This is a genomic window from Mucilaginibacter flavidus (assembly GCF_024055575.1).
GTDB classification, from domain to species: Bacteria; Bacteroidota; Bacteroidia; order Sphingobacteriales; family Sphingobacteriaceae; genus Mucilaginibacter; species Mucilaginibacter flavidus.
The window spans coordinates 22,050-48,555 of sequence record NZ_JAMXOE010000015.1 but is presented as its reverse complement, the minus strand read 5'-3'; the positions used below and the strand labels follow the sequence as shown (position 1 = coordinate 48,555).

Here is a 26,506-nt window from a genome sequence, read left to right as displayed (position 1 = left end):
TGTAAGTGTACAAAAACCAGCATCGCCATGAAAAAATTAATACTTCTTTTTATTGTAACCGTCGCATTTGCCGCAACCGCATCGGCGCAAAAAAGGTTTTCGGCGGATGGTTTTGCCAAAAATCTGGGGAAAACAGGAACCCTTTGCGATACTGTTTACTCGCTGCGGGTAGTGAGCGATACGCTTGCGTTGTTAAATATGGGGGGCGTTTATCCCAATCAGAAGTACACAGTAGCCATAAAAGGCAATAAGGTAACGCTGGACTATACCAACCTGAAAGGCAAACCACTTTGTGTGACCGGTGTGTTTTTAATGTACAAAAACAGGCCTGAGATAGAGGTTTCGGAGCCGGAGCAGATTAATGCGAAATAGACCAATGCAGATTTTTTAGTTTCCAACGTCCGTCATTAAGCCCGGAAATGGCGGTAAAATAGCCGTGTGTATGTTGGGTCAAACCTTTGGTATCTGTAAGATCTTCGTTAAATCCGGCTGCGATAAATACTGCATCGTTTGCCAGGGCGACGGCCTTTACGTTGCTCCAAACTAATTTTATGCGCGGGATAATCTTAACAAGGGTATCCAAAACAAATTTTCGTGCCGACGGGTAGCTGGCAAAAGCAATCTTACCGTCGGATGCCATGAAAAAGCCTGGACTATCGTCAAAGTAATTTAGCCAGGCAGCGGGGCCTTTGGCTGAGATATCGTTTTCGATATTAACCATCAACTTAACCGCGCTATCCTTCACCATTGCGCTATCAGCGGGAGTTAACTTAGCTATTTTTTGCCGGCATGCAAAAGCCATAGTCACAATCACTATAGACAGGCTATATTGTTTTGCAAGGCGCGTCATAAGTCCGGCTATCTTTGGTTTAATTGTAATCTAAGCTATACAAAAAAACAAAATAAATTACACATCAATTTTTAATAATTGATAAAGTGTACTTACAAATGCCTTACCTGCCAGCTCCTTACCGAAAAACTCACCGCGCCCAAAAATACATTCAGCATCAACATAATCGATATAAAGCCTATGGGCGAATCATGTGGCAACGCCCCGAGGTAATCGGTTAATGGTATTTTTTGCGTTATAAGATAGGTGATAAAGAAAAACAGAATTTCGAATAGCTTTTTGCCACCGCTTACAATCCCGAGGCTTGCCGCGAGTAAAACAAGAAAGGCAGCGCCGTTGATAATATTGAACACCGAATAAATATTCCCGGCGGCGGCACTGCGCAATATCACCGGCAGCGCTAATGCAACAGCCATTGTAAAAGCTGCCAATAATTGCGATGGCAGCATGCGCTGTAATGGCTTGTATGACGACCAGGTGAAATAGTGAAGCCGGTTTGTTACTTCTTTGGTTGCCAGTTCCGACCAGCGCGTAACCTGCAAAAACAACAATATGGGCAAAAGATATGCATAAGCTATATCGAGCTTAACAAACACCATGCTTATCCAAAGCCCGCCGTTGACCAGCCAAAACCATTTTGGCCCTTTGCGGATAAGCAGTAATAGTTCGGTTTTAACAAACGGGAAGATGCTGTAATCGGTAACCACAGGCGGTAACAGCGATACATTAATTCCGGCTGCAAAGGTGCCATTGGTATGCGATATGTTTGCCGGTGCCAAGGCTTTTTTCTTTTTACCGGCGGCTTGTTTAAAATCAAACCTGTGGAACGAAAAGGATGAAAAATAAACTAAGCCAAATGCAATGCAAATCCACATCAGCCGGCTTGCAATAAAAATGCCTGTCCAGCTAATGCCATCCCACTCAAAAGTTTTAAACCGGTGTTTGGCGCTAAAAGTAAAGCCAAGGTTAACGGCGTCGATATGTTCATGATATTGCGTGTTTACTTTGTCCTTCACGCTATTGGTCATGGTGTTTACGCCAAACGTATCGATAAACGTATTTACTGTACTGCTCTTGTGCCCGACGACATTTGCCATTAGTGCGCCGAACAGGAAGAAGAAAATGATGTATTGCAGGATTAACTTTCGCCCCAAAAAAACTTCGGCAACTATAGCCAGTGCCGATACGGTGAACAAGGCTGGAATGGCAAAAAACAGGAAAGGCAGTATGAAATCACCAATGATGAAAGGGCTGCCGCTTGTCCGCACAAAAAACATGACGATACTAATCAGGAATGTGAGGGCCGAAATGGTAAGCAGCACCAAAAAGTTGCTGAGGAATTTGCTTAATAAGTATCCGAAATTGGTAATGGGTGTTGTGGCAATAATCTGGCCGATGCCCGTATCTACATCTTTTTTGATACCCCCGTTTATTAAAAAAAAGCCGTAAAGTGATAACATGATGGTTGTCATCATAGCAGAAACATGCCCTACCCATGCCGAATTATAAATCCCCTTATAACCAACAACATTCAGTGTGGTGTATGAGGCCGTTGGCGGCGGCACAAACGAGTAGGCCGCGTAAATGGTAATTGCCAGTGTTATTAAAAACGAATAGCTGCGCGTACGCTGCAAATAGTCCGCCTTTATGATGCTGTAAATGTATTTCACGGCGTTAGGCTTTAGTATGTGTTAAAAACAGGTAGGCATCCTCCAGGGTAGCAATAACTGCAACAGAACCTGCCTCGGGCTGTTGGCTCCGGGTAATATAGCGCGCCCTTGTTTGATCTTTTTGACGACTGGTATCAATGACAAGATGCCGCGCCTTTAAATCGTTAAGTTGCTGACTGTCCAGTATGGTTTCAAAAACCTTGCCCTCAACCAGTTTCACTATATCGGGCTGCGTGCCTTTTTTAAGTAACGTGCCGTTTTGCATAATGGCAACCTCATCGGCAATGGCCTCGATATCTGACACGATGTGCGAGGAAAGTATAATGATACAATCATTTGCCAGATCGGAAATTAACTGGCGAAACCTGACACGTTCTTCCGGGTCGAGGCCCACGGTGGGCTCATCAAAAATTAAAACTTTGGGGTCGTTAAGCAGGGCCTGGGCTATGCCTATTCGCTGCTTCATGCCGCCGCTGTAGGTGCCTATGGGGCGTTTGGCATCAGCAGTGAGGTTAACACCGTCGAGCAGCATATCAATACGTTTCCGTAAATCAGGGCCGCCAACGCCTTTAAGTGCTGCAATGTATTCCAGGAACTCGTATGCGTTAAGATTTGGGTACACGCCAAAATCCTGCGGCAGGTAGCCTAATATTTTGCGGATGTTGTCGGGGTTCTTAACAATATCTTCGCCATCCAAAAACAGCGTGCCCGTTGTGGGTTTGCTGATGGTGGCAATAATTTTCATCAGGGTTGATTTCCCTGCCCCGTTGGGCCCAAGCAGACCTAAGATCCCCCTGTCGATTGTGATGGAATAATTAGATAAGCCGGTTTTATGCTTGTTATATTGTTTGGTAAGGTTTTTAATTTCTAAGGCCATAACGATTGTATATGCCTTTGAGATGCTATTTGGGGGATTAGGTTACAGCCCGGGGAAAAAATAGATCCAAGAATCGAGAAATCAAGAGTCAAGAAGTAAAAAGTCCGCCTAGTCTTCTTATCTTGATTCCTGACTCTTGACTTCTTGATTCTTCGTTACAAATCCCAATTAAAATCAACTTCCCTGCCATTCAGCTTCCATTTACTTGGAAAGGGGTTTGTCATCCAATCCAGTGGTTCACCAAGCGGCTGCGGTTTGGCGGCCATAGCAAAGCACTCTTTAATATATTTTTTCTGTGCTTCGCCGGTAGCTTCGGGCTGGGCCGAAATAAATAGCGGCGCACCGCTTTCGGCAAGCAACTGCATCCACTGCTTGTTGCGCTCCCACGATATGTCTTTGGTAACGCCAACGCAATCGCCGTCGGCAGCATAAAATGCGTTATGTTGCGGCAGGCGGAAAGACATGGTATTTACCCCCATTTTTTTAACACGCGGCCATTCCCTGCCGCTGGTATCATCACCAATACGGTTCAATTCAAACAAGCCGGCCGACAGGTGGCTCATGGTATTGCAGCCGATAATATAAATGCCGTCGCCAGCTGCATTACGTATCGTCCGGTAAAGGTGGTTGATAATTTCGGCTGTGGTTTTTGTTTTATCGTAAAAGCTCCAGTTAGGCGTTGTTAGTGCGTCCTTCATTTTGATACCCCAGCGACCAAAAATATCATAAGTGGTATAATCATGTTTTACCATTTCAAAGCCCCATTGCTTGTAAACATCAAAATAAGCTTTTATGCGTTCGATATTCTCGGGGATGGTTGGGTCAAGTATCGGCGCTTTCGGATCGTCACGGCCAGGGATTTTCGGCAATGTTAAACTTTCTTTTTCATCGTGCCTTGCACAAAGTGGCCGTATCCATAAACCCGGGCGCATACCGAGTTTTTTTATCTCGTTGCCCATAGCGTGCATATCCTTAAACTTATCGTTGGGTTTTGCGTAGGTTTCGTTCCAGCCACCATCGCCCGGCAGCAGCGGCGAATATTCGGCCCAGCCGGCGTCAATTACCGAGAACGGGCGGTTATTGGTATCGGTAACCAACTCAGCCATCATGGCGGTGGTTTTCTTAATCAATTCGTACGAGTTCTCGCCGTAGGCAAAATACCAGTCGTTTATACCATAAACAGGTTGCTTTGGCAACCGCGGCTTATCGCACATCAGTTTGCAAAAACGGTGGGCAGCAGCGTAGGTGTTTTCGGCGGCTGTGCTATGCATGGTCACAATATCTGCGGCGTGCAGTTTTCTGTTACCCAGGTGTACTCCAGCCCCGCCCGAATGGGTATCCAGGGTTAGTTCAAGATTTGCAGGGCCTACATTCCACCAGCAAATTGTGCTTGGCCCGGTTTTTACACCAAAGCAGGCCGTGTTTTTGCCATCGTTTACTAATACATACCAGGGGTTTTTGTTATTACTGTCCATACCGCGCCAGGCCAGGTCGCCGTAGCTGCGTTCAAAATGGTCGCCCATGGTTTTGGCTGCCGTTGCAGTTTGGTGCTTCCATTTAAGTTTTATGCCCGATAAAACTGTTTTTGGCGACTGAACATATACTCCGTTGGCATTGCCATTGGTTTTAAAGCTTACTTCTACATCTTTATTAACGAACGTGCCATTGCCTGATGGTTTCAATTGGAACCAATCGGCATCAGACTGTCCCCAAACTTCATCAGGGTGGTTTATTAAAGCGGCGTTACCGCTGGCATACGTAATACGGCTAAACAAGAGGGCTGCGGTGGCAGTTGCCGATAGTTTTACAAAATGACGTCGTTGCATATAGGTTAATGATAGTTTTTGTCCGAAAGCTAACTTATAGTGCCGCCTGGTGGAGGCAATAAATGGTTGTTACGGTAAAAATAGGTTTTTACCCTTTATATGCAATTAAATAGGATGTAATAATGACAGTAATTTTAACAGGCGAAAAATTTAATGCTCATTGCAATATCCATTTCTTGCGCATGCATTTGAGACACTTGTACTTTCTAACCGGAAGCCAAAAGAAAAAAGTTTTTACGAAGACGCCTCTCGGAATTCTTTGCATTTCTGATCGATCGGCCCTTCTGCATGGGCATAAATTCCCACTATCGGGGGTTTTAGTTAAGGGATTTTGTTGCATAACACCAATAGTTTAAGTAATACAAAAACAATTTCTTCTCAAGAAATGGTTGTAGTTGGTGATTAAGAACGATAAACGCAGACGAACTATTTTGCGTTTTTTGGATTATTGTTATATATCAGCACCAGGTGGCTGTTTATCAATAATATGGTTTAAGTGGGCCAAACGCTGGTTAACGCGATACCTCGTTTAACAAATATAAACTAATCCATTTTAAAATAAAAACGGATTTTTGTTTTTGTAATAGTGAGCAATTATGTCATGAATATTTAAATTAATTTAAATTATTTGATTGGCTGAGATGGCTTTTTTATCATATTGGCAAAAGTGATCGCGAAGAATACATAGTATAGATATAATCTATATGTCATCAGTTCTTTATATAAAATGCGGTATTTAAAAGTGGTATATTTGTAGCGAAATTTAAAAAACAATATAAATATGCTAACTATAGGTCAAAAATTCCCCCAATTTTCTAAAACCGCTGTTGTAAGTATCGAAAAAGGAAAAGAGTTTGAAACTATCACATCTGATTTTTTGGTAAACGAAGATAACGTTTGGACAGTAATGTTCTGGTGGCCAAAAGACTTCACTTTTGTATGCCCAACCGAAATTGCTGAATTCAACAAAAGCTATGGCGAATTCCGTGACCGCGATACCCGCCTGATTGGCGCATCAACCGATACTGAGTTTGTACATGCAGCCTGGAGAAGGGACCACGCCGATTTACGCGACCTGAAATTCCCGATGCTTGCTGATACTTCAAAATCGTTAGCTGAAGAGCTGGGCATATTGGAGCCAAACGAAAAAATTGCTTACCGTGCCACCTTTATAGTAGACCCAACCGGTATTATCCGCTGGGTATCCGTAAACGATTTAAGCGTAGGCCGGAACGTAAAAGAAGTTTTGCGTGTGCTTGATGGTTTGCAAACCGACGAGCTTTGCCCTTGCAACTGGGTTAAAGGCGAAGAAACACTTACAGTATAATTAGAGCCAAGAATTCAAGAGCCAAGAATCAAGAGCCAAGATAGAAGAGATGAAAAATGCATACATCTGGCTTTTTTCAGTCTTGATCCTTGGTTCTTGACTTTTTGATTCTTCTCCTTTATTCCTTACAAATTACAAATCATGAACGAATCTACCGAGATAATAAACGAATTATTGCAAGGCCTGGGCATCGATACTGCTTATCGCACGGCAAGCTTAACCTTGCTTGAAAAAGGCGAGTCGCGCTACCTGCGCGATTTAAAGCTGAACTTTACCAGCACCCTGACTTCCGAACAATTAAGCACTAAAGAGTGCGCCTTGCTTGGCCTTTCGACAGCTGTAAACAATAACAACGGCCCCTTAACTACCTATTTCACCAATTATGCTGAAGAGCAGGGCGCCACAGCTGCCGAAATTGGCGAAGCTGTTGGTTGTGCGTCATTACTGGCATCAAACAATGTATTTTACCGTTTCCGTCACTTTACGAAAAAAGAAAAATACACCCAGATACCGGCGCGCATCCGCATGCAGCTGATGATGAAACCGGTTACCGGCAAGGAGTTTTTTGAGTTGATGAGCCTGGCAATTTCGGCAGTTAACGGCTGCGAAATGTGCGTAAATGCGCATGAGGATTCGCTGATAAAATTGGGCACTACCGAAGAACGTATTTTTGATGCTGTCAGGATTGCATCATTGGTGACCGCTACCGGGAAAGTGGTGTTTTAAACACTTAAAATATAAATTGCATGATATTAATACTTAATATCGATTGATATAATAATATGTATGATAAAGTATTTAAATTGAGCACTCCATTTAAATACTTTATTAATGCTAAATTATAGGTGTGCTTTTTTTATTGCCATCCTTTTTTGTTTAAGCTGCGGGAAAAAGCAAACTGCAAAACAAATCACAAATAATAACACCGATATTCCCAACGACCAGCACACCTCGGTGCTTACACAACATAACAATAACACCCGCGCCGGCTGGAACAACCACGAAACCAAGCTTACCGCAGCCAATGTTAATTCGCAGCAGTTTGGCAGGCTTTTTACACTAACCGTTGACGACCAGGTTTATGCCCAGCCTTTGATGGCCGGCAATATTAGCATAGCTGGTGGCACGCACAACGTGGCTTACATTGCAACTGTTAATAATTCAGTTTATGCTTATGATGGCGACAGCGGCAAGCTTTACTGGCAAAAAAACTTTACTCAGCAGGGTATGCGTGCACCAAAAAACACCGACATGACAGGGGCATGCGGCGGCTCGTACCAGGATTTTAGCGGCAACATTGGCATTGTGGGGACGCCGGTTATAGATTCGGCCGCACAAACAATTTACTTTGTTGCCCGCAGTACCGACGGCGCAGCATTTGTGCAATACCTGCATGCCGTGAATATTCTTACAGGCAACGAGCAAACAGGGAGCCCTGTTAAAATTATGGCTACCTATACCGGCAACGGTGACGGCAGCGTGGCCAATGTTTTAACATTTGATGCGCAACGCCAAAACCAGCGCCAGGCCCTAACGCTGCTAAACGGCGTGGTATACGTAACGTTCTCATCACATTGCGACTGGGGGCCATACCACGGCTGGATACTGGGTTACAATTCAAAAACACTCTCCAGGGATATTGTCTATAACGATACCCCAAATGGCGGCGACGGCGGAATTTGGGAAAGTGGCATGGGTATGGCGGCCGACGACCAGGGTAATTTATACGCAGTAATTGGCAATGGAACGGTTGGCGAAGGCAGTAATCCAGGCGCACTAATTAATCGCGGTGAAAGCGCTTTGAAGCTTACGCCTAATGGTTCTACTTTAAAGGTGAGTTCGTTTTTTACGCCTTTCAATTTCCAAACGCTAGAGGATAACGACCTTGACTACGGCAGTATGGGGGCTTTTTTAATACCTGGTTCCAGCTTTTACCTTACCGGTTGTAAAGATGGCAATCTCTACCTTGTAAATAAAGATAATATGGGCGGGTTTAATACAGCCTCCAACCAGGTGCAACAAACAATAGCTTTAAGCCCCAGCGCCAATATGCATTGTCAACCTGCTTACTTTAAGGGTGCTAGCGGCGAATTTGCATTTATATGGGCCGAAAACGACCAGTTGCGGGCATTTCCTTTTTCGCGTACCAGCAATTTAATGGATGTGGGTAAACAAGTTACATCAGCAGTAAGCGGCCCGACAGGGCAGAGCGGCGCGGTGTTGTCGGTTTCTTCAAATGGTTCGACAGCAGGCACAGGAATCTTATGGGCATCCTATGCTTCGTCTGGCGATGCCGAACACGATGTGAGTCCCGGAATATTGCGGGCATTCGACGCAAGCGACATCACTAAAGAACTTTGGAGCAATAGCCAAAATCCGGGCCAGGACTACGCAGGCAATTACGCCAAATTCTCATCGCCAACTATCGTTAATGGGCATGTTTACCTGCCAACGTTCTCGAATAAAGTGGTGGTATACGGATTAAAGTAGTCGCTGCCTACATAAAAGATAATGAATTACCGGGTTTAACGCGTGTTACTTTTATACCCGGCACATTCTTTTTAACCCAGTTCATCATAAACTCGGACCCGGCATCCTCGCTTGCGATATGGCCAAGCACTACCAATGCAATTTTATCACCTTTGGCACGGGCATCGCGTACATATTCGGCAGTTTCCCATTCGTGCAGTTCGCCAATAATAAGCACATCTGGTTTTACATGGTTGATGCCATTAATATGTGTTTCTTCTCCTGCTGCGCCCGGTATCAGCAGTAAACGACTGCAAGACTGGGCAGGGTCGCCGATATATCGCACCATCTGAATGCCCATTTTTATTTTTAGATAGACTATCAAATCCTTTAATGATGTTGAAGGCACAGTAATAATGTTCGGAATTTTCTTGTCGGCGTACTTTTTCCAATCCAATTGTTCAAGCACGCCATCGGTAACGCCATCCGGCACCAGACGATGGATATAATCATGATTGCGCCATACGGCAATGTTGTGTTCTTTTAACAGGTTGGCTTTGTATTTATATACTTCATCATTTTCCAGCCATTTGGTATCATCGGCATGGTTATAAAAAGTAGGCTCGTGGGCGATGATGAAATTAGCACCCAGGTCAATCGCCTTCCTGATTACTTCAATCGTTGCAAACATGGCCGTAACTATCCCGGTAATTTTTATATCTCTATTGCCCGATTTTAGCGTATCAACGGTGTTGTTTAATGCACCGCCAGGTACCTGTTTAATAAACATATCCATTACCTGGCCCACTGTGAAGCTTTCATCAACAGCAATAAAATTTGATGCCTTGTTAACCAGCGGTGCCAGCAATAGAACGCCAGTGGCTTTAGCAGTATTTACAAAAAACTTACGCCTTTTAATGGCCGGGTAATTTAACGGGGCAGGTTTATTATTCATGGTCGTTTTTTTATTTTAAATGTAAAACATTATTCATTAAACATTAAGGATTTTTTATGCAGAGACGCAATGCTGTGCCGTATGTAACGAGCCATAAATCGCTGTTTGAGGTGAAGTTATAATTTCATCCAGCGTCATGCCGAAACAAGTTCAGCATGAGGGATCTTTTACTTAGTCGAGCTTATTTCGTCAGCCTATATTTCTTCAACTTCTCATACATATACCCCCGCCGTTTTGCCGCGTCGCCAATAGAAATATCTGCAGAATCATCGCCAAAAATCTTCGGCACCGCTATTCGCTGTGAGCTGTAAATACCGGAGTTACCACTAAAAAAGTAAGCTGTAAAACAAGCCACGGCAAACAGCAGCGCATGCTCGCCGTCAAATAGCTCAATTCCCATAAAGGTACAGGCCAATGGTGTATTAGTTGCCCCGGCGAAAACGGCAATAAAGCCCAGCGCAGCAAACAAGCCGACCGGCGCATTTAACAAATCAGCCAACGTGTTGCCTAAAGTTGCGCCGATATAAAATAACGGCGTTACCTCGCCGCCCTTAAAGCCTGTGCCAAGCGTTACCGTAGTATAAATGGTTTTCCATAGCCAGCTCCAGGTATCTGCCCCGCCGGCGTGAAATGCAGAAGGGATGGTAATTGCGCCGGGATGTTCAGGATCGATCCCCAGAGTTAAATAATCGGGCTTGCCATTGATAAAGGTAAGCCCGATTATAATTAACCCACCCAGTACAGGTATCATCCATTTATGTTTAAAGAGTTTAAGGCACACATTCTTAATTTCGTGTACCATGCCGGCAAACAAAAAGCTGGCAAGCCCAAACAATGCCGAGGCAATGATTACCTTACCCAGCAGCGACAAATCGAAATGCAGGTAACTGTTTATAAGTCCAGTTGTTTGGGGTAAAATATCGATGTGGTATTGTGTATGGGTAACATGCCAGGCACTAACGGTTAAGTCGCCAACCACGGCGGCAATCAAAGCCGGCAGCAGGGCATCATATTTAATGCGGCCAATTGCCAAAACTTCCAATGCAAAAATAGCCCCCGTAACCGGCGTGCCGAAAACAGCGCCAAAGCCCGCGGCCATACCCGCAGTGAGCATCAGGCGCATATCGGTCCTGTTTAGTTTGAACCACTTGCCAAACATGGCAGCTATACTGCCCCCAATTTGTACCGCTGTACCCTCGCGCCCTGCCGAGCCACCAAACAGGTGTGTAATTATAGTGGTAGCCAGGATAACCGGCGCCATCCGTTTTGGCACTGCACCGCCTTCTTCATGTATCTGTTCCATTATCAAATTATTCCCTTTTTCAGATGATTTGCCGACAGTTTGGTAAATAAAATGAATAAGCACACCGGCCACCGGCAACAGGAACAATAACCACGGGTGACTGAAACGGAAATGAATGGCAGTGGTAAGCAGCCACAGGAAAAACGCAACTACGCTGCCAATTACTATGGCAACGGGTACGGCCATCAGCGTCCAGCGGATGAGGTGCTTTATGATTGCGAAATGTTCCTTAAAGGGGATGGGTTTGTTTTCAGTCATGCAAGACGGGGTTAAGGTTGATGAAAGGAAAAGCAGCAGTTATCGACCGGCGTTTTACCCGGACGATGGTTTTGTAAAATATGATATTTAAATTCTTCACCCACAAACAAATATATCAATAAGCTTTATTGCTATTGATTGATTGCAGGCGTCATCAGCGAATGCGGTTTTTGAAAGGAAGACACCATTTCCTAAGTGCAAGGTAGAGAATATTTTTTAAAAGCGAAATATTTGCACGTGCAATTTACCACGGGCCGGCGGCTTGTGCCGTGTTCCGTTTTGCAGAAATGGAACGCTTTATCGGTAGGTGTAAAAAACAGAACGATTGATAATCAGGATGTTTCACAGCGTTCCGGGTGTTCCGCGTGTAAAAATGGAACGCTTTGCTGTGTCTCGTACTGCAAAAAAGTTTACACTTTTGATGATCAATCCTGTTATAAGTTTACACTTCCCGGGGCTGTTTCTAATAATCATCGGCGTCATCAGTTAAATCAGCAAATATTTGCGATTACTTTCCTGCTGCGATTGTTGATAAGTTAAAATATTGCGTTAATGATTTCGTAACGTAAATACTATTTTTGCCAGTGGACAGGTTTGCCCTGTGCTGAACTGTCCGCCTTTTCCCTTAATTTAATATTGATAGTATCTAAATGGCTGAAGCTGTAAATTATAGTGATGATAGTATCCGTTCGCTGGATTGGAAAGAGCATATCCGCTTACGGCCCGGGATGTATATTGGTAAACTTGGCGACGGCTCGGCGTACGACGATGGCGTTTATGTGTTGCTGAAGGAGATCGTAGATAACTCGATAGATGAGTTTGTGATGGGCGCCGGCAGAACCATCGAGATAAATATGAGCGACCATAAGGTATCCGTGCGCGATTATGGGCGTGGTATACCGTTAGGAAAAGTTATTGATTGTGTATCGAAAATAAATACAGGGGGTAAATACGACAGTAAGGCCTTCCAGAAATCGGTAGGTCTGAACGGTGTAGGTACAAAAGCCGTGAACGCCTTGTCAAACTCATTTATTGTACAATCATACCGCGATGGCCGCACCAAATTGGCTGAATTTGCCAAAGGCGAACTGGTGCGCGACGAGCCGGAAAAGGAAACTACGCAACGCAACGGTACAGCCATCAACTTTTTGCCCGACGATACTATCTTCAGGCATTACCGTTTTATCCCGGAGTTTGTGGATAGCATGATATGGAACTACGTGTTCCTGAACTCGGGGCTTACCATCAATTTTAACAACCAAAAATATTTTTCGGAACGCGGGCTTTACGATCTATTGGTGCGCAACAGCGATGCTGAAAATATACGCTATCCAATTATTCACCTAAAGGGCGAGGATATTGAAATAGCCATGACCCACGGACAGCAATACGGCGAGGAATACTACTCGTTTGTAAACGGGCAGAACACCACCCAGGGCGGTACCCACCAGGCGGCTTTCCGCGAGGCAGTGGTAAAAACGATCCGTGAGTTTTATAAAAAAGAATTTGATGCTTCCGATGTGCGTGCGTCAATAGTCGCTGCCATCGCCATAAAGGTACAGGAGCCGGTTTTTGAGTCGCAGACCAAAACAAAACTGGGCTCTCAAAACATTGGACCCGAGGGGCCCTCGGTCCGCGGGTTTATCGGGGATTTTGTCAAGCGTGAGTTAGATAACTACCTTCATAAAAATCCTGCCGTGGCTGATGCGTTGCTAAAACGCATTATGCAAAGCGAGCGGGAACGCAAGGACATTGCCGGTATTAAAAAACTCGCTAACGAACGCGCTAAAAAAGCATCGCTCCACAACCGCAAACTACGCGATTGCAAGGTGCATTTTGACGAAACCCACGAGCGCAAACAGGAAACCACTTTATTTATTACCGAAGGTGACTCGGCCAGCGGGTCGATAACTAAATCGCGCGATGTGATGACGCAGGCGGTATTTAGCCTGAAGGGTAAGCCGTTAAACTGTTTCGGGCTTACCAAAAAAGTGGTTTACGAAAACGAAGAATTTAATCTGCTGCAGCACGCGCTGAATATAGAAGACGGCATTGGCGACCTGCGCTACAACAACATTGTAATAGCTACCGATGCCGATGTGGACGGTATGCACATCCGCCTGTTGTTGATGACTTTCTTTTTGCAGTTCTTCCCCGATTTGGTGAAGGCAGGGCACGTATTTATACTGCAAACGCCGCTGTTTCGCGTGCGCAACAAAAAGGAAACCATTTATTGCTATAGCGATGAAGAGCGCCGCAACGCCATTGCCAAACTTGGCGTAAAGCCCGAAATAACACGGTTTAAAGGTTTAGGTGAAATATCCCCGGATGAGTTTGGCTTGTTTATCGGTAAGGATATTCGCCTCGATCCTGTTATCCTGAAGGATGCTAATATTAAAGCCCTACTTGAATATTTTATGGGTAAAAATACGCCGACACGCCAGATGCATATTATTAATAACCTGAGGGTTGAGAAGGATGATGAAAGGATTAACCCACTGATTGCTGACGATTTGGATAGTGGGGAGTTGCCGGTGGCTTCATAACACGATTTAAGGATTTTTAAGATTTTCAGGATTGCTTGTAAGAATTAGCTTTGACAACTTTCAAAAAATTGTCAAAGCTTTTTTCTGATTTTTAATCATGAAAATCCGTTAAATCCCGAAATCGTGTTGTATATTGTATCCCCCGTATTTTCAGGGCATAATAAAAATGACAGAACACCAGATAGAAATAAACTTTAAAGAATATAATTCCTTAAACGAACTGGATAAGGCCAGCCACTCGTTATGCCTTGAGGCGGTGAAAGCGATGGAAGGCTCACACTCGCCTTATTCAAAATTCAGGGTGGGGGCGGCGCTGAGGCTGCAAAGCGGCAAAATTATTTACGGCAGCAACCAGGAGAACGTAGCTTATCCATCGGGGCTTTGCGCCGAACGCGTGGCATTATTTACCTGGGGCGCCAATCACGCTGACGACCCCATCGAAGCAATGGCGGTAACGGCTGCTACGTATGAATTTGAGCTTTTGAAACCTGTTACCAGTTGTGGCGCCTGCCTGCAGGTACTTGCCGAATTTGAGAAAAAACAAAATAAGCCGATCGAAATTATCTTATTCTGTAACAATAGCCCGGTTTGGGTAATGAATGGCGTGAATAGCTTTTTGCCTTTTTTGTTTTTTGAAAACAGGCTGAATGCAGAAGTAAAAGGCCTGTGACAAAACTTGCGAAGTTTAACTCGATTTGTTTGTTTTTATAGGCCTCGTTGAGGGCTTCGCCGTTTGCAAACATCGTAAGTTTGAAGATATCCAGTTATGAAAGCAAAATTAATCCTACTGTTCCTATTAGTTTGCATCGGCAGCCAACTGCACGCGCAAGCAGGTTTCCCGTTTGATAACGAGATACGCGATTTTAAACACCAGGACAGCCTGAAATTTCCGCCAAAAAATGGCATCCTGTTTATCGGCAGCTCATCTATCCGTAAATGGACGGACCTTGAGCAACGCTTTCCTAATGAGCCAATCATCAGACGCGGTGTAGGAGGCTGCGAGTTGTGGCAGGTGGTTGATTACTATACGCCTTACATATTGTTCCCCTACCAGCCGCGCAAAATTTTTATTTACGCCGGCGAAAATGATATCGCTGCAGGCAAAACCGGCAAATTTGTTTTTGATGAATTTCAGAAACTTTGGGAAATGATTAACAAAAAATTACCTAAGGCTACCATATACTTTATGTCGGTAAAGCCGAGCCCTAGCAGGGTGAAGTTTATAGGCGAAGTGAATATTGCCAACGGACTGATAAGAAGCTATCTTAAAAATAAGAAAAACAGCATCTTTATTGACGTAAGCACGGTGCTGTATGCTCCTGGAAGCACCACGGTTGATAACTCTTTATTTGAAGGCGATTTGCTGCACCTGAATAGCAAAGGGTATGATAAATGGCAGAAGGTATTGGAGCCGTTTGTGAGGTAGTTAAGTAACTCCAAAAAGAAAGAAAGTCTGAATGAAGGATATTTCGATTTTAGGTAATAAAAAAGGCCCCAACCACAGGGCCTTTTTACTAACAAACTATTTAACTAAACCTAAAACTAAATTCTTATTTAAAAACGCTGTACACGTTGGTGATTTTCCAGCCGTTGCCAGTGTTGGCAATGGTTACGTAGTTGTTGCGTACAAAACTGTCGTATTTCATAGAAACTTTTACGATGGTAACGCTTGGGGTGCTCTCAACAATTGAGGTGCTTGTGGTGCAGCTTTGCTCGATGTTTTTATTTTCTTTAAAAAAGGCAAGCATATCATTTTTGCCGAAGCTCAGCATTGTTTTTCCACGCAGCATATTAAACTCTGCTGTTTTATCCAAAACGCCATCAAGCCCTGCTAATTTGCCGCGGGTCATGGCATCAACAAAAGTATTAATTGCATAATTTGGAGTTGTTTTTTCGTCGATGGTGTTTGCTTTTGCAACACCGCATATAACTAGTAGCGCTAATCCCAGTACTATTGATTTTAAGGTTTTCATAATGTTGTAATTTATTTGTGATTATGTATTTGGTAATAAGACAGCGCTAGTTTTCCAATAGTTACAAGGTTTTTTATTTTTAACAAACATTTAACAAATAGGCACATTAACAACATTAAATGCCATGAAATGTGCGTTATCTTTATCCGCAAATAGGCCTTAAGGGCTTATAATTGCAGTATTTTTAAAATACATGGTTACGTTTAACACAATTATTTTACAATTTGACGAGCAGGGCGAAAAAACCGGCTGGAGTTATATTTCTATCCCGGCCGATTTGGCGCAGAAGCTAAAGCCGGGCAACAAAAAATCGTTCCGCGTTAGGGGAATGCTGGATGGGTTGGCCGTGAGTGGCATGGCCCTTATGCCAATGGGCGAGGGTGAGTTTATCATGGCACTAAAGGCAGAAGTTCGAAAAGCGCTGCACAAAAACAGTGGCGCTATGCTTACGGTAAGCCTTGAGGAAGATGTGGACTATAGAGTAGATTTACCCGAAGATTTAAAAGAATGTTTCGACTTTGAGCCCGAAGCCCTGGATTTTTTTAACAGCCTGGCAAAATCGCATCGCGAGTATTTTATAAAATGGATAAACGGTGCCAAAACTAACGAAACACGAAACAAACGGATTGTAAATACTTTAAACGCCATGTTGCGAAGGTGGGACTATGGTAAAATGATGAGGGAGATGAAAAATGAGATTTGATGTGGGGGCTGTTGTATCGGCTTGAGCCGGACGGTGATAATGCGTAACGCCTGGCTTACTTAGCTGAAACCAAACTGGCAAACAACTCAACATCATCAATATTCATCAAAATGGTGTTGAACGATCTGCTTGCCCCATAAAGTTTTTCAATCAGCACAGGTTCGTTAAATGTAATAAGCAAGTTGCCGCTTTTGCTGGTTATACCGCCTTTAAAATAGGTTCCTGTTGAATGATAGTCATATCGTATCTTCTCTACTGAACTGACGTTGCTGATTGTGGTAACGGCCCGCCAGCGTAAGCCGGTGCGCAATATCAATTGGTTATTGTTTACCAATATTTTTCTTTTCAGGATTGCAGACAGATCGGCAATGAATAAAATAAAACTGTAACAGGAAAGTACGGTTACAATTATCGCGGCGGTATTGCTCCATTTTCGCAGGAGAAAATGAAAGGCCACAATTTCGACCATCATGGCAAATATAAATACGCACCACAGCGCAATGTAGCCAAACTCCCGGTGCGTGCTAAAACCATTGTTATTGCTTTCCACGGCCGGCTCCTTTTTCCAGAATAACAGTCCGTACCTTAATACAGCCAGTTCGGATGCTATTATTTTTACACCAAACGATTCGCCCATAACACCGGCCATTGCGTTGCGCAAATTAAAAATAGGGTCGGCAAACGTGGCCTTATGAGCCAGGTACAATTTTCTTAATTTGTTGAATTTGGTTACCGCGTAAATAATAAACACAATTTCGGCTACCGCAGTTAATTTGCGTACCTGCAAAATGTACTCACGTTGATGTTGCGGCAATACCAGGTAAGCCACTCCGCAGCTCAGGCTTATAACAATCAGAAGTTTTTTAGCTGATATTTTTAACGGGCGGATAACAATAAAATAATAAAGCGCCGGGAAAGTAATTACAAAATCAGCCAGCAGGCCGTCGGCAATTTTGTCTTTAGTTGTTGCGGGGACGGCGTGAAGCATTAGCATTCCGCCAAAAAATATGAGCACCGCTATAATAGTTATGGCTACGATATTCCGGGTGGGTTTTGCAAAGGCGGCTGTCATTATTTGAAATTTTATAAAGGTAACTAATGTTTAATGAAAGGAAAGAGAGACCGTGTTAATTGCTGGCAATGAACTATCTTTAGAGACCAAATACGACCGCAATGAATAAAAAAGTACTCGCTATCGCATTTCTTACTTTTACAATAAATGTTACCGTTTATGCCCAAAATGTAAATAAAGCAAAATTGGACAGCTTTTTTAATGTATTAGGCGCCAATAATAAACAAATGGGCAGCATAGCAATTTCGGCCGGCGGGAAGCTGGTTTACCAGAACGCGATCGGTTACAGCGCTGTTAGCGGCGACAATAAAACGCCGGCAACCATCAAGACAAAATATCGCATCGGTTCCGTGACAAAAATGTTTACCGGCACCATGATATTTCAATTGATTGAAGAAAAAAAATTAACCCTTGAGACCCCTTTATCGACCTGGTTTCCGCAAATTCCCAATGCATCAAAGATTACCATAGGAGAAATGCTGAGCCACCGCAGCGGACTACACAACTTTACCGATGATCCGCAATACAAAACGTACATGGCAAAGCCGCAAACCGAAGCAGCTATGCTGGCAATTATTCAAAACAGTAAACCCGACTTTGAGCCAGATTTGAAAGCCAGCTATAGCAATACAAACTTTGTGCTGCTGGGCTATATCATCGAAAAAATTACCGGTCACCCCTATGCTGACGAATTAAAAAAACGTATCATTTCAAAAATTGGCCTGGCCGATACCTACTACGGCGGCAAAACAAATTCCGCTGATAATGAGGCATACTCCTTTGTTTATAACGGGAACTGGCAGCAGCAGCCGGAAACAGACATGAGCGTCCCTGGCGGAGCAGGTGCAATAGTTTCGACACCAACCGACCTGGTTAAATTTATTGAAGCCCTGTTCGGTGGAAAACTGGTCAGCCAAAGCAACCTGGACAAAATGCAAACTATGCGCGAGAATTATGGTATGGCTATGCTTACCATACCGTTTAACGATAAAACATCATACGGACACGGCGGTAGCATTGATAGCTTTTTGTCGATGGTGTCCTATTTTCCCGAAGATAAAATGGCCGTGGCTTACATATCAAATGGCGCCGTATATGCGCCAAATGATGTAATGATAGGTGTTTTAAGTATTTACTTCAATGAGCCTTTCGTGATACCGTCTTTTAAAACCGCTAACCTGAAAACGGAAGACCTGGACAAATACCTTGGTGAATATTCAAGCACCCAATTACCGTTAAAAATTACGGTCACCAAAAATAATACAACGCTTATGGCACAGGCCACCGGCCAATCGCAATTTCCCCTGGAGACTGTTGATACGGACAAGTTTGTTTTTACACAAGCTGGTATAACAATGATTTTTAACCCCGCCAAAGGTGAGTTTACGTTATTGCAGGGAGGGCAAAATTATTTGTTTATGAAAACAAAGTGAAGAGCATATCGAATATTTTAACCACAGAGGCGCGGAGGATTCACAGAGAGCACAAAGAATTAAAATGGAAATTGAAAACGAATTAGCTACACAGGTTATTGGAGCTTGTATAGCTGTACACAGGACATTGGGTCCAGGTCTGCTCGAGTCGGCTTATAAAGAATGCCTGTTTTATGAATTATTTAAAAGAGGTTTATTTGTTGAAAAAGAAAAACCATTGCCTCTTGTTTATGAAGGAATAAGAATGGATTGCGGCTACCGGCTTGATATCGTAGTTGAAAATAAATTAATACTTGAGATAAAGGCAGTTGAGGCTTTAAGCGACGTCCATATGGCACAACTACTAACCTATTTAAAAATTTCGGGCTGCAAATTAGGCCTATTGATAAATTTCAATGTATTGATGGTAAAGGACGGCATCCGTCGCGTGATTAATACCCAACTTTAATTCTCTCAGTGCCCTCTGTGCATACTCCGCGCCTCTGTGGTTAAAAAACAATGAAAAAGATGTTAATACTTCCCAATGTGTTTAAAACTCCATAACTTCAAAATCCACACATCCGCACAATATATTTATCTTTACCCATCCATATTTTTTGTAGCTAATAATGAGTGAAGAATTAACAACGGAAGAGATACCTGCTAATAACGAAGAAAAATTACATACCATTACCTCACTCGACGGGCTGTACGAAAACTGGTTCCTTGATTATGCCTCGTATGTAATCCTCGACCGTGCCGTTCCCCATATAAATGATGGGTTAAAACCTGTTCAGCGCCGCATACTGCACTCGTTGAAAGAGATGGACGACGGACGCTTTAACAAAGCCGCCAACGTAATAGGCAACACCATGAAGTACCACCCCCATGGTGATGCTTCCATTGGTGATGCCATGGTGCAGATAGGCCAGAAAAATTTACTGATTGACTGCCAGGGCAACTGGGGCGACCCGGTAACCGGCGACTCGGCTGCTGCGCCGCGTTATATTGAGGCGCGCCTGTCGAAATTTGCACTCGAAGTCGTTTTTAATCCTGATACTACCGACTGGCAGGCCAGCTATGATGGCCGTAACCGCGAACCTATAACGCTGCCGGTAAAATTTCCGCTACTGCTTGCGCAGGGGGCTGATGGCATTGCTGTAGGTTTGGCTACCAAGATAATGCCCCATAATTTTAACGAGCTGATTGATGCCTCGATCGAGGTATTGAAGGGCAACCTGCCAAACCTGATACCGGATTTCCCGACGGGAGGTATGGCGGATGCTTCTGCTTATAATGACGGGCAAAGGGGCGGAAAAGTAAGGATACGTGCAAAAATAGAGGAACGCGATAAAAAGACACTGGCCATTACCGAAATTCCATTCAGCACCACCACCGGCGGGTTAATGGAAAGTATTGTTGCCGCTAATGAAAAAGGCAAGATAAAAATAAAGAAGATAGAGGACAACACATCGAGCAGTGTGGAGATTGTGGTGCACCTTGCGCCCGGTATTTCGCCCGATGTGACGATTGACGCCCTGTATGCTTTTACCGACTGCGAAGTTTCGATATCGCCAAATACCTGCGTAATTCAGCATGATAAGCCGCGCTTTATGAGCGTGAACGACATGCTTACCGAGAGTACGCACTACACCCGCCAGCTGCTGAAAATGGAGCTGGAGATACGCCTGAAGGAGTTGATGGAGAAGATATTTTTTAGCTCGCTGCTAAAGATATTTATCCAGGAGGGTATGTATAAGCATCCGGATTACGAAACTTCATCGAACTTTGAAATGGTGCTGGAGGTTTTGAACCGTTTGTTCGAGCCTTTCTTCCCGCAATTTTACCGGGCTATTGTACCGGAGGATTATAAGAAGCTTATTGATAAGCCAATGAGCAGCATTACCCGCTTCGACGTAAAGAAAACGGATGAACAAATAAAGGGACTGGAAGCTGAGATAAAAGAGGTAAAACATCACCTTAAGCACTTAACCGATTACACCATTGCCTGGTTCCAGAAACTGAAGGATAAATACGGTAAAGGCCGGGAGCGCAAAACCGAACTACGCACGTTTGATAGAGTTGAGGCTGCCCAGGTGGCGTTGGCAAATGCCAAGCTATATGTTAACCGCGTGGATGGATTTATCGGCACAGGTTTAAAGAAGGACGAGTTTGTAACCGATTGTTCGGACATAGACGAGATAATTGTGTTCCGCGAGGATGGGCGCTGCCTGATAACAAAAGTGCAGGACAAAGTTTTTGTGGGCAAAGAAATTATACACGTGGCCGTATTTAAAAAGAACGACGAGCGCACCGTGTATAACATGATTTATAAAGACGGGCATAGCGGGGTAAGCTATATCAAGCGTTTCTCGGTAGTGGGCGTTACCCGCGATAAGGAATACGATTTAACTAAGGGCACTAAAGGTTCGCGGTCGTTGTATTTTTCGGCCAATCCTAACGGCGAGGCGGAGATTGTTAACGTGCAGCTAAAACCGCATAGCAAGCTTAAAAAATTGCAGTTTGATGAGGATTTTGCAGCGCTGGCCATAAAGGGCCGGGGCTCAATGGGTAACATCATAACCAAGTATCCGGTTAAAAAAATCATCCTGAAAAGCAAAGGTGTATCCACATTGGCCGGCCGTAAAATTTGGTACGATGATATACTAAAACGGTTGAATGCCGATGGTCGCGGTAAATACCTGGGCGAATTTGACGGCGACGATAAAGTATTGACCATATTGAGTACCGGTTTATATGAACTAACCAGCTTTGATTTGAACAATCACTTTGATGACAAAATGATTGTGATTGAAAAGTACGACCCGGCAAAGGTTTACTCAGCCATACATATCGACGGAAAATCGAAAAACTTTATGGTGAAAAGGTTTGTATTTGATAACCTGGCCATAGGCAAGCAAACCAGCATCATCAGCGACGAAAACGGTTCAAAACTGGTGCTGATATCGGGCGCAGTACAGCCAGTAGTAAGCGTGGTACAATTAAAAGGTAAGGAGCAAACACCGGAAACCATAGAGGTTGATTTATCGGCAGTGATTGATGTTAAAGGAATGAAAGCGATGGGCAACAGGCTATCGCAGCACCCTGTAAAATCGGTTGAGTTGATGGCTGAAATTGAACCGCCGGAAGAGGAAGTAATTGCAGATGTGGAAGAAGAAGAAACAGTTGAAAGTGCCGAGGAGGAAGCCGTCGCTGATGTAAAAACGGATGACGATGATGACGCAGATGGGGACATAATAGCTGATACTAATGCGCCGGAAGATAAACCTGTTCCGCCCGCCCCAGCTGAATCGGTGGAATCACCTCCCCAATCGGTGCAATCCAGAAAAGTAGACTTTGAAATAACCAATCCTGACGATATAGATATTGACGATAAAGGACAGTTGGGATTATTTTAATTGACTATATTATTATAGCGATGGGTTTCAAGCTCATCGCTATTTTTAAATCCGGTCGATTTGTTATAAAAATAAGATTCAATAAACAACAAACCATGCCATGCGTCATTTACCAAAACCTTTCCGCCTGATTGCTGCAATTGCGTTTTCAATCTGCCTTTTTACAGCCGCCGCCCAACCAAAAAAACATGTAGTCATCGGTTATGTGGGTGGTTACCGCGGTTTAATTGACACCAGCATGGTGAATGCCAAGAAGCTCACCCATATTAATTATGCGTTTGTAAACGTAAAAAATAACCGGGCATGGCTCACCAATATTAAAACCGACACTTTTAATTTTAAGAGCCTGCTTAAACTGAAAAAAGTAAACCCCGATTTGAAAATCCTGATTTCAATTGGCGGGTGGGCATGGAGCAAAAATTTCTCGGATGCGGTGTTAACTGATACTGCGCGGAACGCGTTTGCTGCCAGTGCGGTTGAGATCATAAGACAATACAAGCTTGATGGCGTTGATATAGATTGGGAATACCCCAATGATATTGGCGACGGCAATGTATTCCGGCCCGTGGACAAACAGAATTTTACACTGATGTTTAAAGCGCTCAGAAAGGAGCTGGATAAGTTGGAAAAAGAAACCGGCAAAAAACTTTTCCTTACTGCGGCAATAGGCGGCTTTAAACGGTTTACGCTAAATTCCGAAATGGATAAAGTAGCCAAATACTTAAACTATGTAAACCTGATGACATATGATTATTTCCAGGATAGTTTGGGCGTTGCCGTACACCACGCCAACCTGTATGCATCAAAAAAATATAACCCGGCCTATGATAGTGCCGACAAAGCCATGAAAGATTTTATGGCAGCAGGTGTTCCTGCCAATAAATTGGTGATGGGCCTGGCGTTTTATGGTCATTCGTCGCGGGTTGTGGATACGTTGTCCAATGGCTTGGGTACCAAAACCGATGGCAAAATGCGGGCAGGCGGCTTTACTTTTTTAAAAGATAGCCTTGTTACCAATACCACAAAAGGCTTTAAATACTACCGCGATAATGATGCTGCCGCACCTTACCTGTTTAACTCAGCCACCCGCCAGTTTATAACGTACGAGGATGAATGGTCAGTAAAAAACAAATGCGATTTTGTAAACAAGAATGGTCTGGCGGGCGTGATGTTTTGGGAATACAGTGAGGATAAAAAAGAGTATTTGCTGAATGAGATAAATGAGGATTTAAAGTGAAGTCCAAAAAGTCCGAAAGAAGGAAGTTTAGGTCTGTTGATATGTGTTTTCATTAATTTAAACTCCGCAAGTTTCGGGTAGGGTTCGGTTTGCAGGCGCTGTACTTTTGTTATGTATAATTAAAGAAAAACAAAATGAAAGACCAGGAAATAACAAACTATAGCCGTATTGAGGACGCAATAGGCTATATCCGCAGCAACTTTAAAAATCAGCCCACACTTGACGAAATTGCCGAAAAGGTTCATTTAAGCTCCTTCCATTTTCAGCGCATATTTACCGACTGGGCAGGCGTGAGCCCCAAAAAGTTTTTACAATACATCAGTTTGGACCATGCTAAAAAAATGCTGGCCAGCCAGGCAACATTGTTCGACACCGCTTTTGAAACGGGCCTTTCGGGCACCAGCCGCTTGCACGATTTATTTGTAAACATTGAGGGCATGACACCCGGCGAATACAAAAACGGCGGGGAAAGCCTTGCAATTAACTACAGCTATGCGGAAAGCCCGTTTGGTAATGTAATGGTAGCATCGACGTCGAAAGGTATTTGTCATATCGCGTTCGCAAACAGCGAGGCAGAAGGCTTATCCGAACTGCAAAAGGTGTTCCCGAATGCGGCTTATAAACCCATGGTAGATTTGATACAGCAAAACGCCCTGCATATTTTCAGGCGCGACTGGAGCAAACTGGAGGAAATTAAACTGCACCTGAAGGGTACCGAATTCCAATTGAAGGTATGGGAAACGTTGTTGAAAATTCCAGCCGGGAAATTATCAACCTATGGTAACATTGCCAGTAAACTGAATCAGCCAACCGCATCACGGGCCGTAGGTAGTGCGGTAGGGGATAACCCGGTAGCGTTTTTGATACCATGCCACAGGGTAATACAATCAACCGGAGAATTTGGGCAATACCACTGGGGCAGCAATCGCAAAACCGCCATTATTGGCTGGGAGGCGGCACAGGCGGCAATGCCTAATTGATTCACCCGTAGAGACACAATACTTGTGTCTTTCTCCCGCATGCAGGTAATTGCCTTATATTAACAACATAAATTCAGAGACACAAGTGTTGTGTCTCTACAGAAGAAAATAATGACCGACATAGCAAAATCCATAGAAAAAATAGACTGGCAAACCGTAACTGAAAATATGAACGACAACGGTTACGCTATCATACCCAACTTAATTAGCGACGAAGATTGCAGCGAGTTGATTAGCAATTACAGTAATTCGGAGGCATACCGCAAAACGGTGGTGATGGAACGCTACCGCTACGGCCTGGGCGAATATCGATATTTTGCCTACCCTTTGCCGCCATTAATTCAGCAATTAAGGGAGCAGATTTACCCAAGGCTGGCGCCGATTGCCAATAACTGGATGAAGGTACTTAATATTCAAACCACGTTCGCGGCGACATTTGAGGAATTGCAGCAGCTTTGCCATGCCAATAATCAAACGAAACCAACCGCTTTAATTTTAAAATATGGCCCGGGCGGCTTTAATACCCTGCACCAGGATTTATATGGCGATGTGTACTTCCCCATGCAAATGGTGCTATTTTTAACCGAGCCGGATAAAGATTATACCGGGGGCGAATTTGTGCTGACAGAGCAAATACCCAGGGCGCAGTCGAAAGCTATCGTACTAAAACCACGCAAGGGCGATGTATTGATATTCACGACAAACTTCCGCCCGGTAAAAGGCGCAAAAGGTTATTACAGAGTTAATATGAAACATGGAGTTAGTCAGTTGCACAGCGGTGCGCGTTATACAGCAGGTGTGATTTTTCATGATGCTTTAAGTTAATTTACATGGACTTATTTAGCACCGGCCAAACCGAAAACCTGCTGCCATTTGACGGGACTGTAGTTTATCACGGCAAAATATTGAAACCCGGTGCCGCGGCAAATTATCACAACCTGTTAATGGATACTATACAATGGAAAAATGACGAAGCCATAATTTTCGGCAAGCACATTATCACCAAGCGCAAAGTTGCCTGGTATGGCGATGATGGTTATTTATATACCTATTCAAACACTACCAAAAAAGCCCTTGCCTGGACGCCAGAACTGCTCGAACTTAAACAAATGGTTGAGGCCATAACCGGCACAACTTTCAACTCATGCCTGTTGAATCTTTATCACAACGGCGACGAAGGTATGGCCTGGCACAGCGATGACGAGTCGTCGCTTGGCAAGAACACCACCATCGCGTCGCTCAGTTTTAGCGCCGAAAGAAAGTTTAGCCTTAAACATAAAAAAGGCAAAGAAACGGTATCGCTAATACTGGAAAGCGGCAGCCTGCTGGTAATGAAGGATACCACCCAGACCAATTGGTTGCACAGTTTGCCAAAATCAAAAAAGGTTGTGCGGCCGAGGATAAATCTCACGTTTAGGACGATTGTTGCGTAGTGCCGGGTTTCAACCCGGCATTGATATCCCGGCAACGAATTACCCCAACTTCTCTATCACAGTTCCATTACAAAGCAAACAAAAATCGCACTTGTTGGTGCTCCATATCAGCCTTAGTGTATCAAACTAAAAATCTCTAATTTAGCTGTTCTATTTAAACAGGCTGCCTTTATAATTTTTGCTAACCCTATATTAC

The 26,506-nt window shown here is 43.9% G+C and carries 23 protein-coding genes and 1 riboswitch; of the genes, 15 read left to right on the top strand and 8 right to left on the bottom strand.

The annotated features are described in order from the left end of the window. Nucleotides 1–27: 27 nt before the first annotated feature. Nucleotides 28–372 carry a hypothetical protein gene (locus NAF19_RS19915; RefSeq protein ID WP_252792094.1) on the top strand — a complete coding sequence of 115 codons (345 nt, stop codon included), beginning with the start codon at nt 28–30 and terminating at the stop codon, nt 370–372. On the opposite strand, the gene NAF19_RS19910 is transcribed toward NAF19_RS19915, so the two are convergent. From NAF19_RS19910 to NAF19_RS19895, 4 genes are all read right to left on the bottom strand, one after another. Then, a complete protein-coding gene (locus NAF19_RS19910; RefSeq protein ID WP_252792093.1) occupies nt 359–850 on the bottom strand; it encodes a hypothetical protein in 492 nt (163 codons plus the stop codon). The two genes, NAF19_RS19915 and NAF19_RS19910, sit on opposite strands and share 14 nt — an antisense overlap. Nucleotides 851–942: 92 nt before the next feature. Next, complete coding sequence (locus NAF19_RS19905; RefSeq protein WP_252792092.1) at nt 943–2,520, bottom strand: ABC transporter permease; 1,578 nt, start codon at nt 2,518–2,520, stop codon at nt 943–945. A gap of 4 nt (nt 2,521–2,524) precedes the next feature. After that, nucleotides 2,525–3,397 carry an ABC transporter ATP-binding protein gene (locus tag NAF19_RS19900; protein WP_252792091.1) on the bottom strand — a complete coding sequence of 291 codons (873 nt, stop codon included), beginning with the start codon at nt 3,395–3,397 and terminating at the stop codon, nt 2,525–2,527. 155 nt (nt 3,398–3,552) lie between these two features. Then, entirely contained in the window at nt 3,553–5,223 is a 1,671-nt protein-coding gene (locus NAF19_RS19895; protein ID WP_252792090.1) for an alpha-amylase family protein, read from the bottom strand. A 781-nt stretch (nt 5,224–6,004) separates the two neighbouring features. Between NAF19_RS19895 and NAF19_RS19890 the strand changes: the two genes are divergently transcribed. The 3 genes from NAF19_RS19890 (at nt 6,005) to NAF19_RS19880 (ending at nt 9,040) form a co-directional block, all read left to right on the top strand. Further along, nucleotides 6,005–6,550: a peroxiredoxin gene (locus NAF19_RS19890; RefSeq protein WP_256484385.1), complete on the top strand. Its 546-nt coding sequence runs from the start codon at nt 6,005–6,007 to the stop codon at nt 6,548–6,550. Nucleotides 6,551–6,691: 141 nt separating this feature from the next. After that, nucleotides 6,692–7,276: a carboxymuconolactone decarboxylase family protein gene (locus NAF19_RS19885; RefSeq protein ID WP_252792089.1), complete on the top strand. Its 585-nt coding sequence runs from the start codon at nt 6,692–6,694 to the stop codon at nt 7,274–7,276. A gap of 105 nt (nt 7,277–7,381) precedes the next feature. After that, nucleotides 7,382–9,040 carry a hypothetical protein gene (locus NAF19_RS19880; protein ID WP_252792088.1) on the top strand — a complete coding sequence of 553 codons (1,659 nt, stop codon included), beginning with the start codon at nt 7,382–7,384 and terminating at the stop codon, nt 9,038–9,040. A 7-nt stretch (nt 9,041–9,047) separates the two neighbouring features. Here the strand turns inward: NAF19_RS19880 and NAF19_RS19875 are convergent, their stop codons facing one another. Together NAF19_RS19875 and NAF19_RS19870 are read right to left on the bottom strand one after the other, a co-directional pair. After that, nucleotides 9,048–9,974 (bottom strand): Nif3-like dinuclear metal center hexameric protein, encoded by a 927-nt coding sequence (locus tag NAF19_RS19875; RefSeq protein WP_252792087.1) that lies wholly within the window; start codon nt 9,972–9,974, stop codon nt 9,048–9,050. 181 nt (nt 9,975–10,155) lie between these two features. After that, on the bottom strand, nt 10,156–11,535 hold the full coding sequence (locus NAF19_RS19870; protein ID WP_252792086.1) for a voltage-gated chloride channel family protein: 1,380 nt from the start codon (nt 11,533–11,535) through the stop codon (nt 10,156–10,158). A 138-nt stretch (nt 11,536–11,673) separates the two neighbouring features. Further along, nucleotides 11,674–11,736: riboswitch (Fluoride riboswitch) on the bottom strand. A 449-nt stretch (nt 11,737–12,185) separates the two neighbouring features. Between NAF19_RS19870 and NAF19_RS19865 the strand changes: the two genes are divergently transcribed. From NAF19_RS19865 to NAF19_RS19855, 3 genes are all read left to right on the top strand, one after another. Beyond that, nucleotides 12,186–14,081 carry a DNA topoisomerase IV subunit B gene (locus NAF19_RS19865; RefSeq protein WP_252792085.1) on the top strand — a complete coding sequence of 632 codons (1,896 nt, stop codon included), beginning with the start codon at nt 12,186–12,188 and terminating at the stop codon, nt 14,079–14,081. A 166-nt stretch (nt 14,082–14,247) separates the two neighbouring features. Continuing rightward, nucleotides 14,248–14,751: a cytidine deaminase gene (locus tag NAF19_RS19860; protein ID WP_252792084.1), complete on the top strand. Its 504-nt coding sequence runs from the start codon at nt 14,248–14,250 to the stop codon at nt 14,749–14,751. Between the two features lie 96 nt (nt 14,752–14,847). After that, nucleotides 14,848–15,507 carry a GDSL-type esterase/lipase family protein gene (locus NAF19_RS19855; RefSeq protein WP_252792083.1) on the top strand — a complete coding sequence of 220 codons (660 nt, stop codon included), beginning with the start codon at nt 14,848–14,850 and terminating at the stop codon, nt 15,505–15,507. A 124-nt stretch (nt 15,508–15,631) separates the two neighbouring features. Here NAF19_RS19855 and NAF19_RS19850 read toward each other — a convergent pair whose 3' ends face one another. Next, nucleotides 15,632–16,054, bottom strand: a complete 423-nt coding sequence (locus NAF19_RS19850) for a nuclear transport factor 2 family protein (protein WP_252792082.1) — start codon at nt 16,052–16,054, stop codon at nt 15,632–15,634. A 193-nt stretch (nt 16,055–16,247) separates the two neighbouring features. Here NAF19_RS19850 and NAF19_RS19845 point away from each other — a divergent pair, with 193 nt between their 5' ends. Next, on the top strand, nt 16,248–16,757 hold the full coding sequence (locus NAF19_RS19845; RefSeq protein WP_252792081.1) for a YdeI/OmpD-associated family protein: 510 nt from the start codon (nt 16,248–16,250) through the stop codon (nt 16,755–16,757). 55 nt (nt 16,758–16,812) lie between these two features. Here NAF19_RS19845 and NAF19_RS19840 read toward each other — a convergent pair whose 3' ends face one another. Next, on the bottom strand, nt 16,813–17,829 hold the full coding sequence (locus tag NAF19_RS19840; protein ID WP_252792080.1) for a hypothetical protein: 1,017 nt from the start codon (nt 17,827–17,829) through the stop codon (nt 16,813–16,815). A gap of 101 nt (nt 17,830–17,930) precedes the next feature. Here NAF19_RS19840 and NAF19_RS19835 point away from each other — a divergent pair, with 101 nt between their 5' ends. From NAF19_RS19835 to NAF19_RS19805, 7 genes are all read left to right on the top strand, one after another. Then, nucleotides 17,931–19,262: a serine hydrolase domain-containing protein gene (locus tag NAF19_RS19835; RefSeq protein ID WP_252792079.1), complete on the top strand. Its 1,332-nt coding sequence runs from the start codon at nt 17,931–17,933 to the stop codon at nt 19,260–19,262. 64 nt (nt 19,263–19,326) lie between these two features. Then, the gene (locus NAF19_RS19830; protein WP_252792078.1) at nt 19,327–19,710 is read left to right on the top strand and encodes a GxxExxY protein; all 384 of its coding nucleotides are present in this window, start codon (nt 19,327–19,329) and stop codon (nt 19,708–19,710) included. Between the two features lie 160 nt (nt 19,711–19,870). Further along, entirely contained in the window at nt 19,871–22,660 is a 2,790-nt protein-coding gene (locus NAF19_RS19825; protein ID WP_252792077.1) for a DNA gyrase/topoisomerase IV subunit A, read from the top strand. A 100-nt stretch (nt 22,661–22,760) separates the two neighbouring features. Continuing rightward, nucleotides 22,761–23,897: a glycoside hydrolase family 18 protein gene (locus tag NAF19_RS19820; protein ID WP_252792076.1), complete on the top strand. Its 1,137-nt coding sequence runs from the start codon at nt 22,761–22,763 to the stop codon at nt 23,895–23,897. A 134-nt stretch (nt 23,898–24,031) separates the two neighbouring features. Continuing rightward, nucleotides 24,032–24,877, top strand: coding sequence for a bifunctional helix-turn-helix domain-containing protein/methylated-DNA--[protein]-cysteine S-methyltransferase (locus NAF19_RS19815; RefSeq protein ID WP_252792075.1), 846 nt, complete (start codon nt 24,032–24,034; stop codon nt 24,875–24,877). A 111-nt stretch (nt 24,878–24,988) separates the two neighbouring features. Continuing rightward, nucleotides 24,989–25,702, top strand: a complete 714-nt coding sequence (locus NAF19_RS19810; RefSeq protein ID WP_252792074.1) for a 2OG-Fe(II) oxygenase — start codon at nt 24,989–24,991, stop codon at nt 25,700–25,702. Nucleotides 25,703–25,707: 5 nt separating this feature from the next. Beyond that, a complete protein-coding gene (locus tag NAF19_RS19805; RefSeq protein WP_252792073.1) occupies nt 25,708–26,310 on the top strand; it encodes an alpha-ketoglutarate-dependent dioxygenase AlkB family protein in 603 nt (200 codons plus the stop codon). Nucleotides 26,311–26,506: the final 196 nt, after the last annotated feature.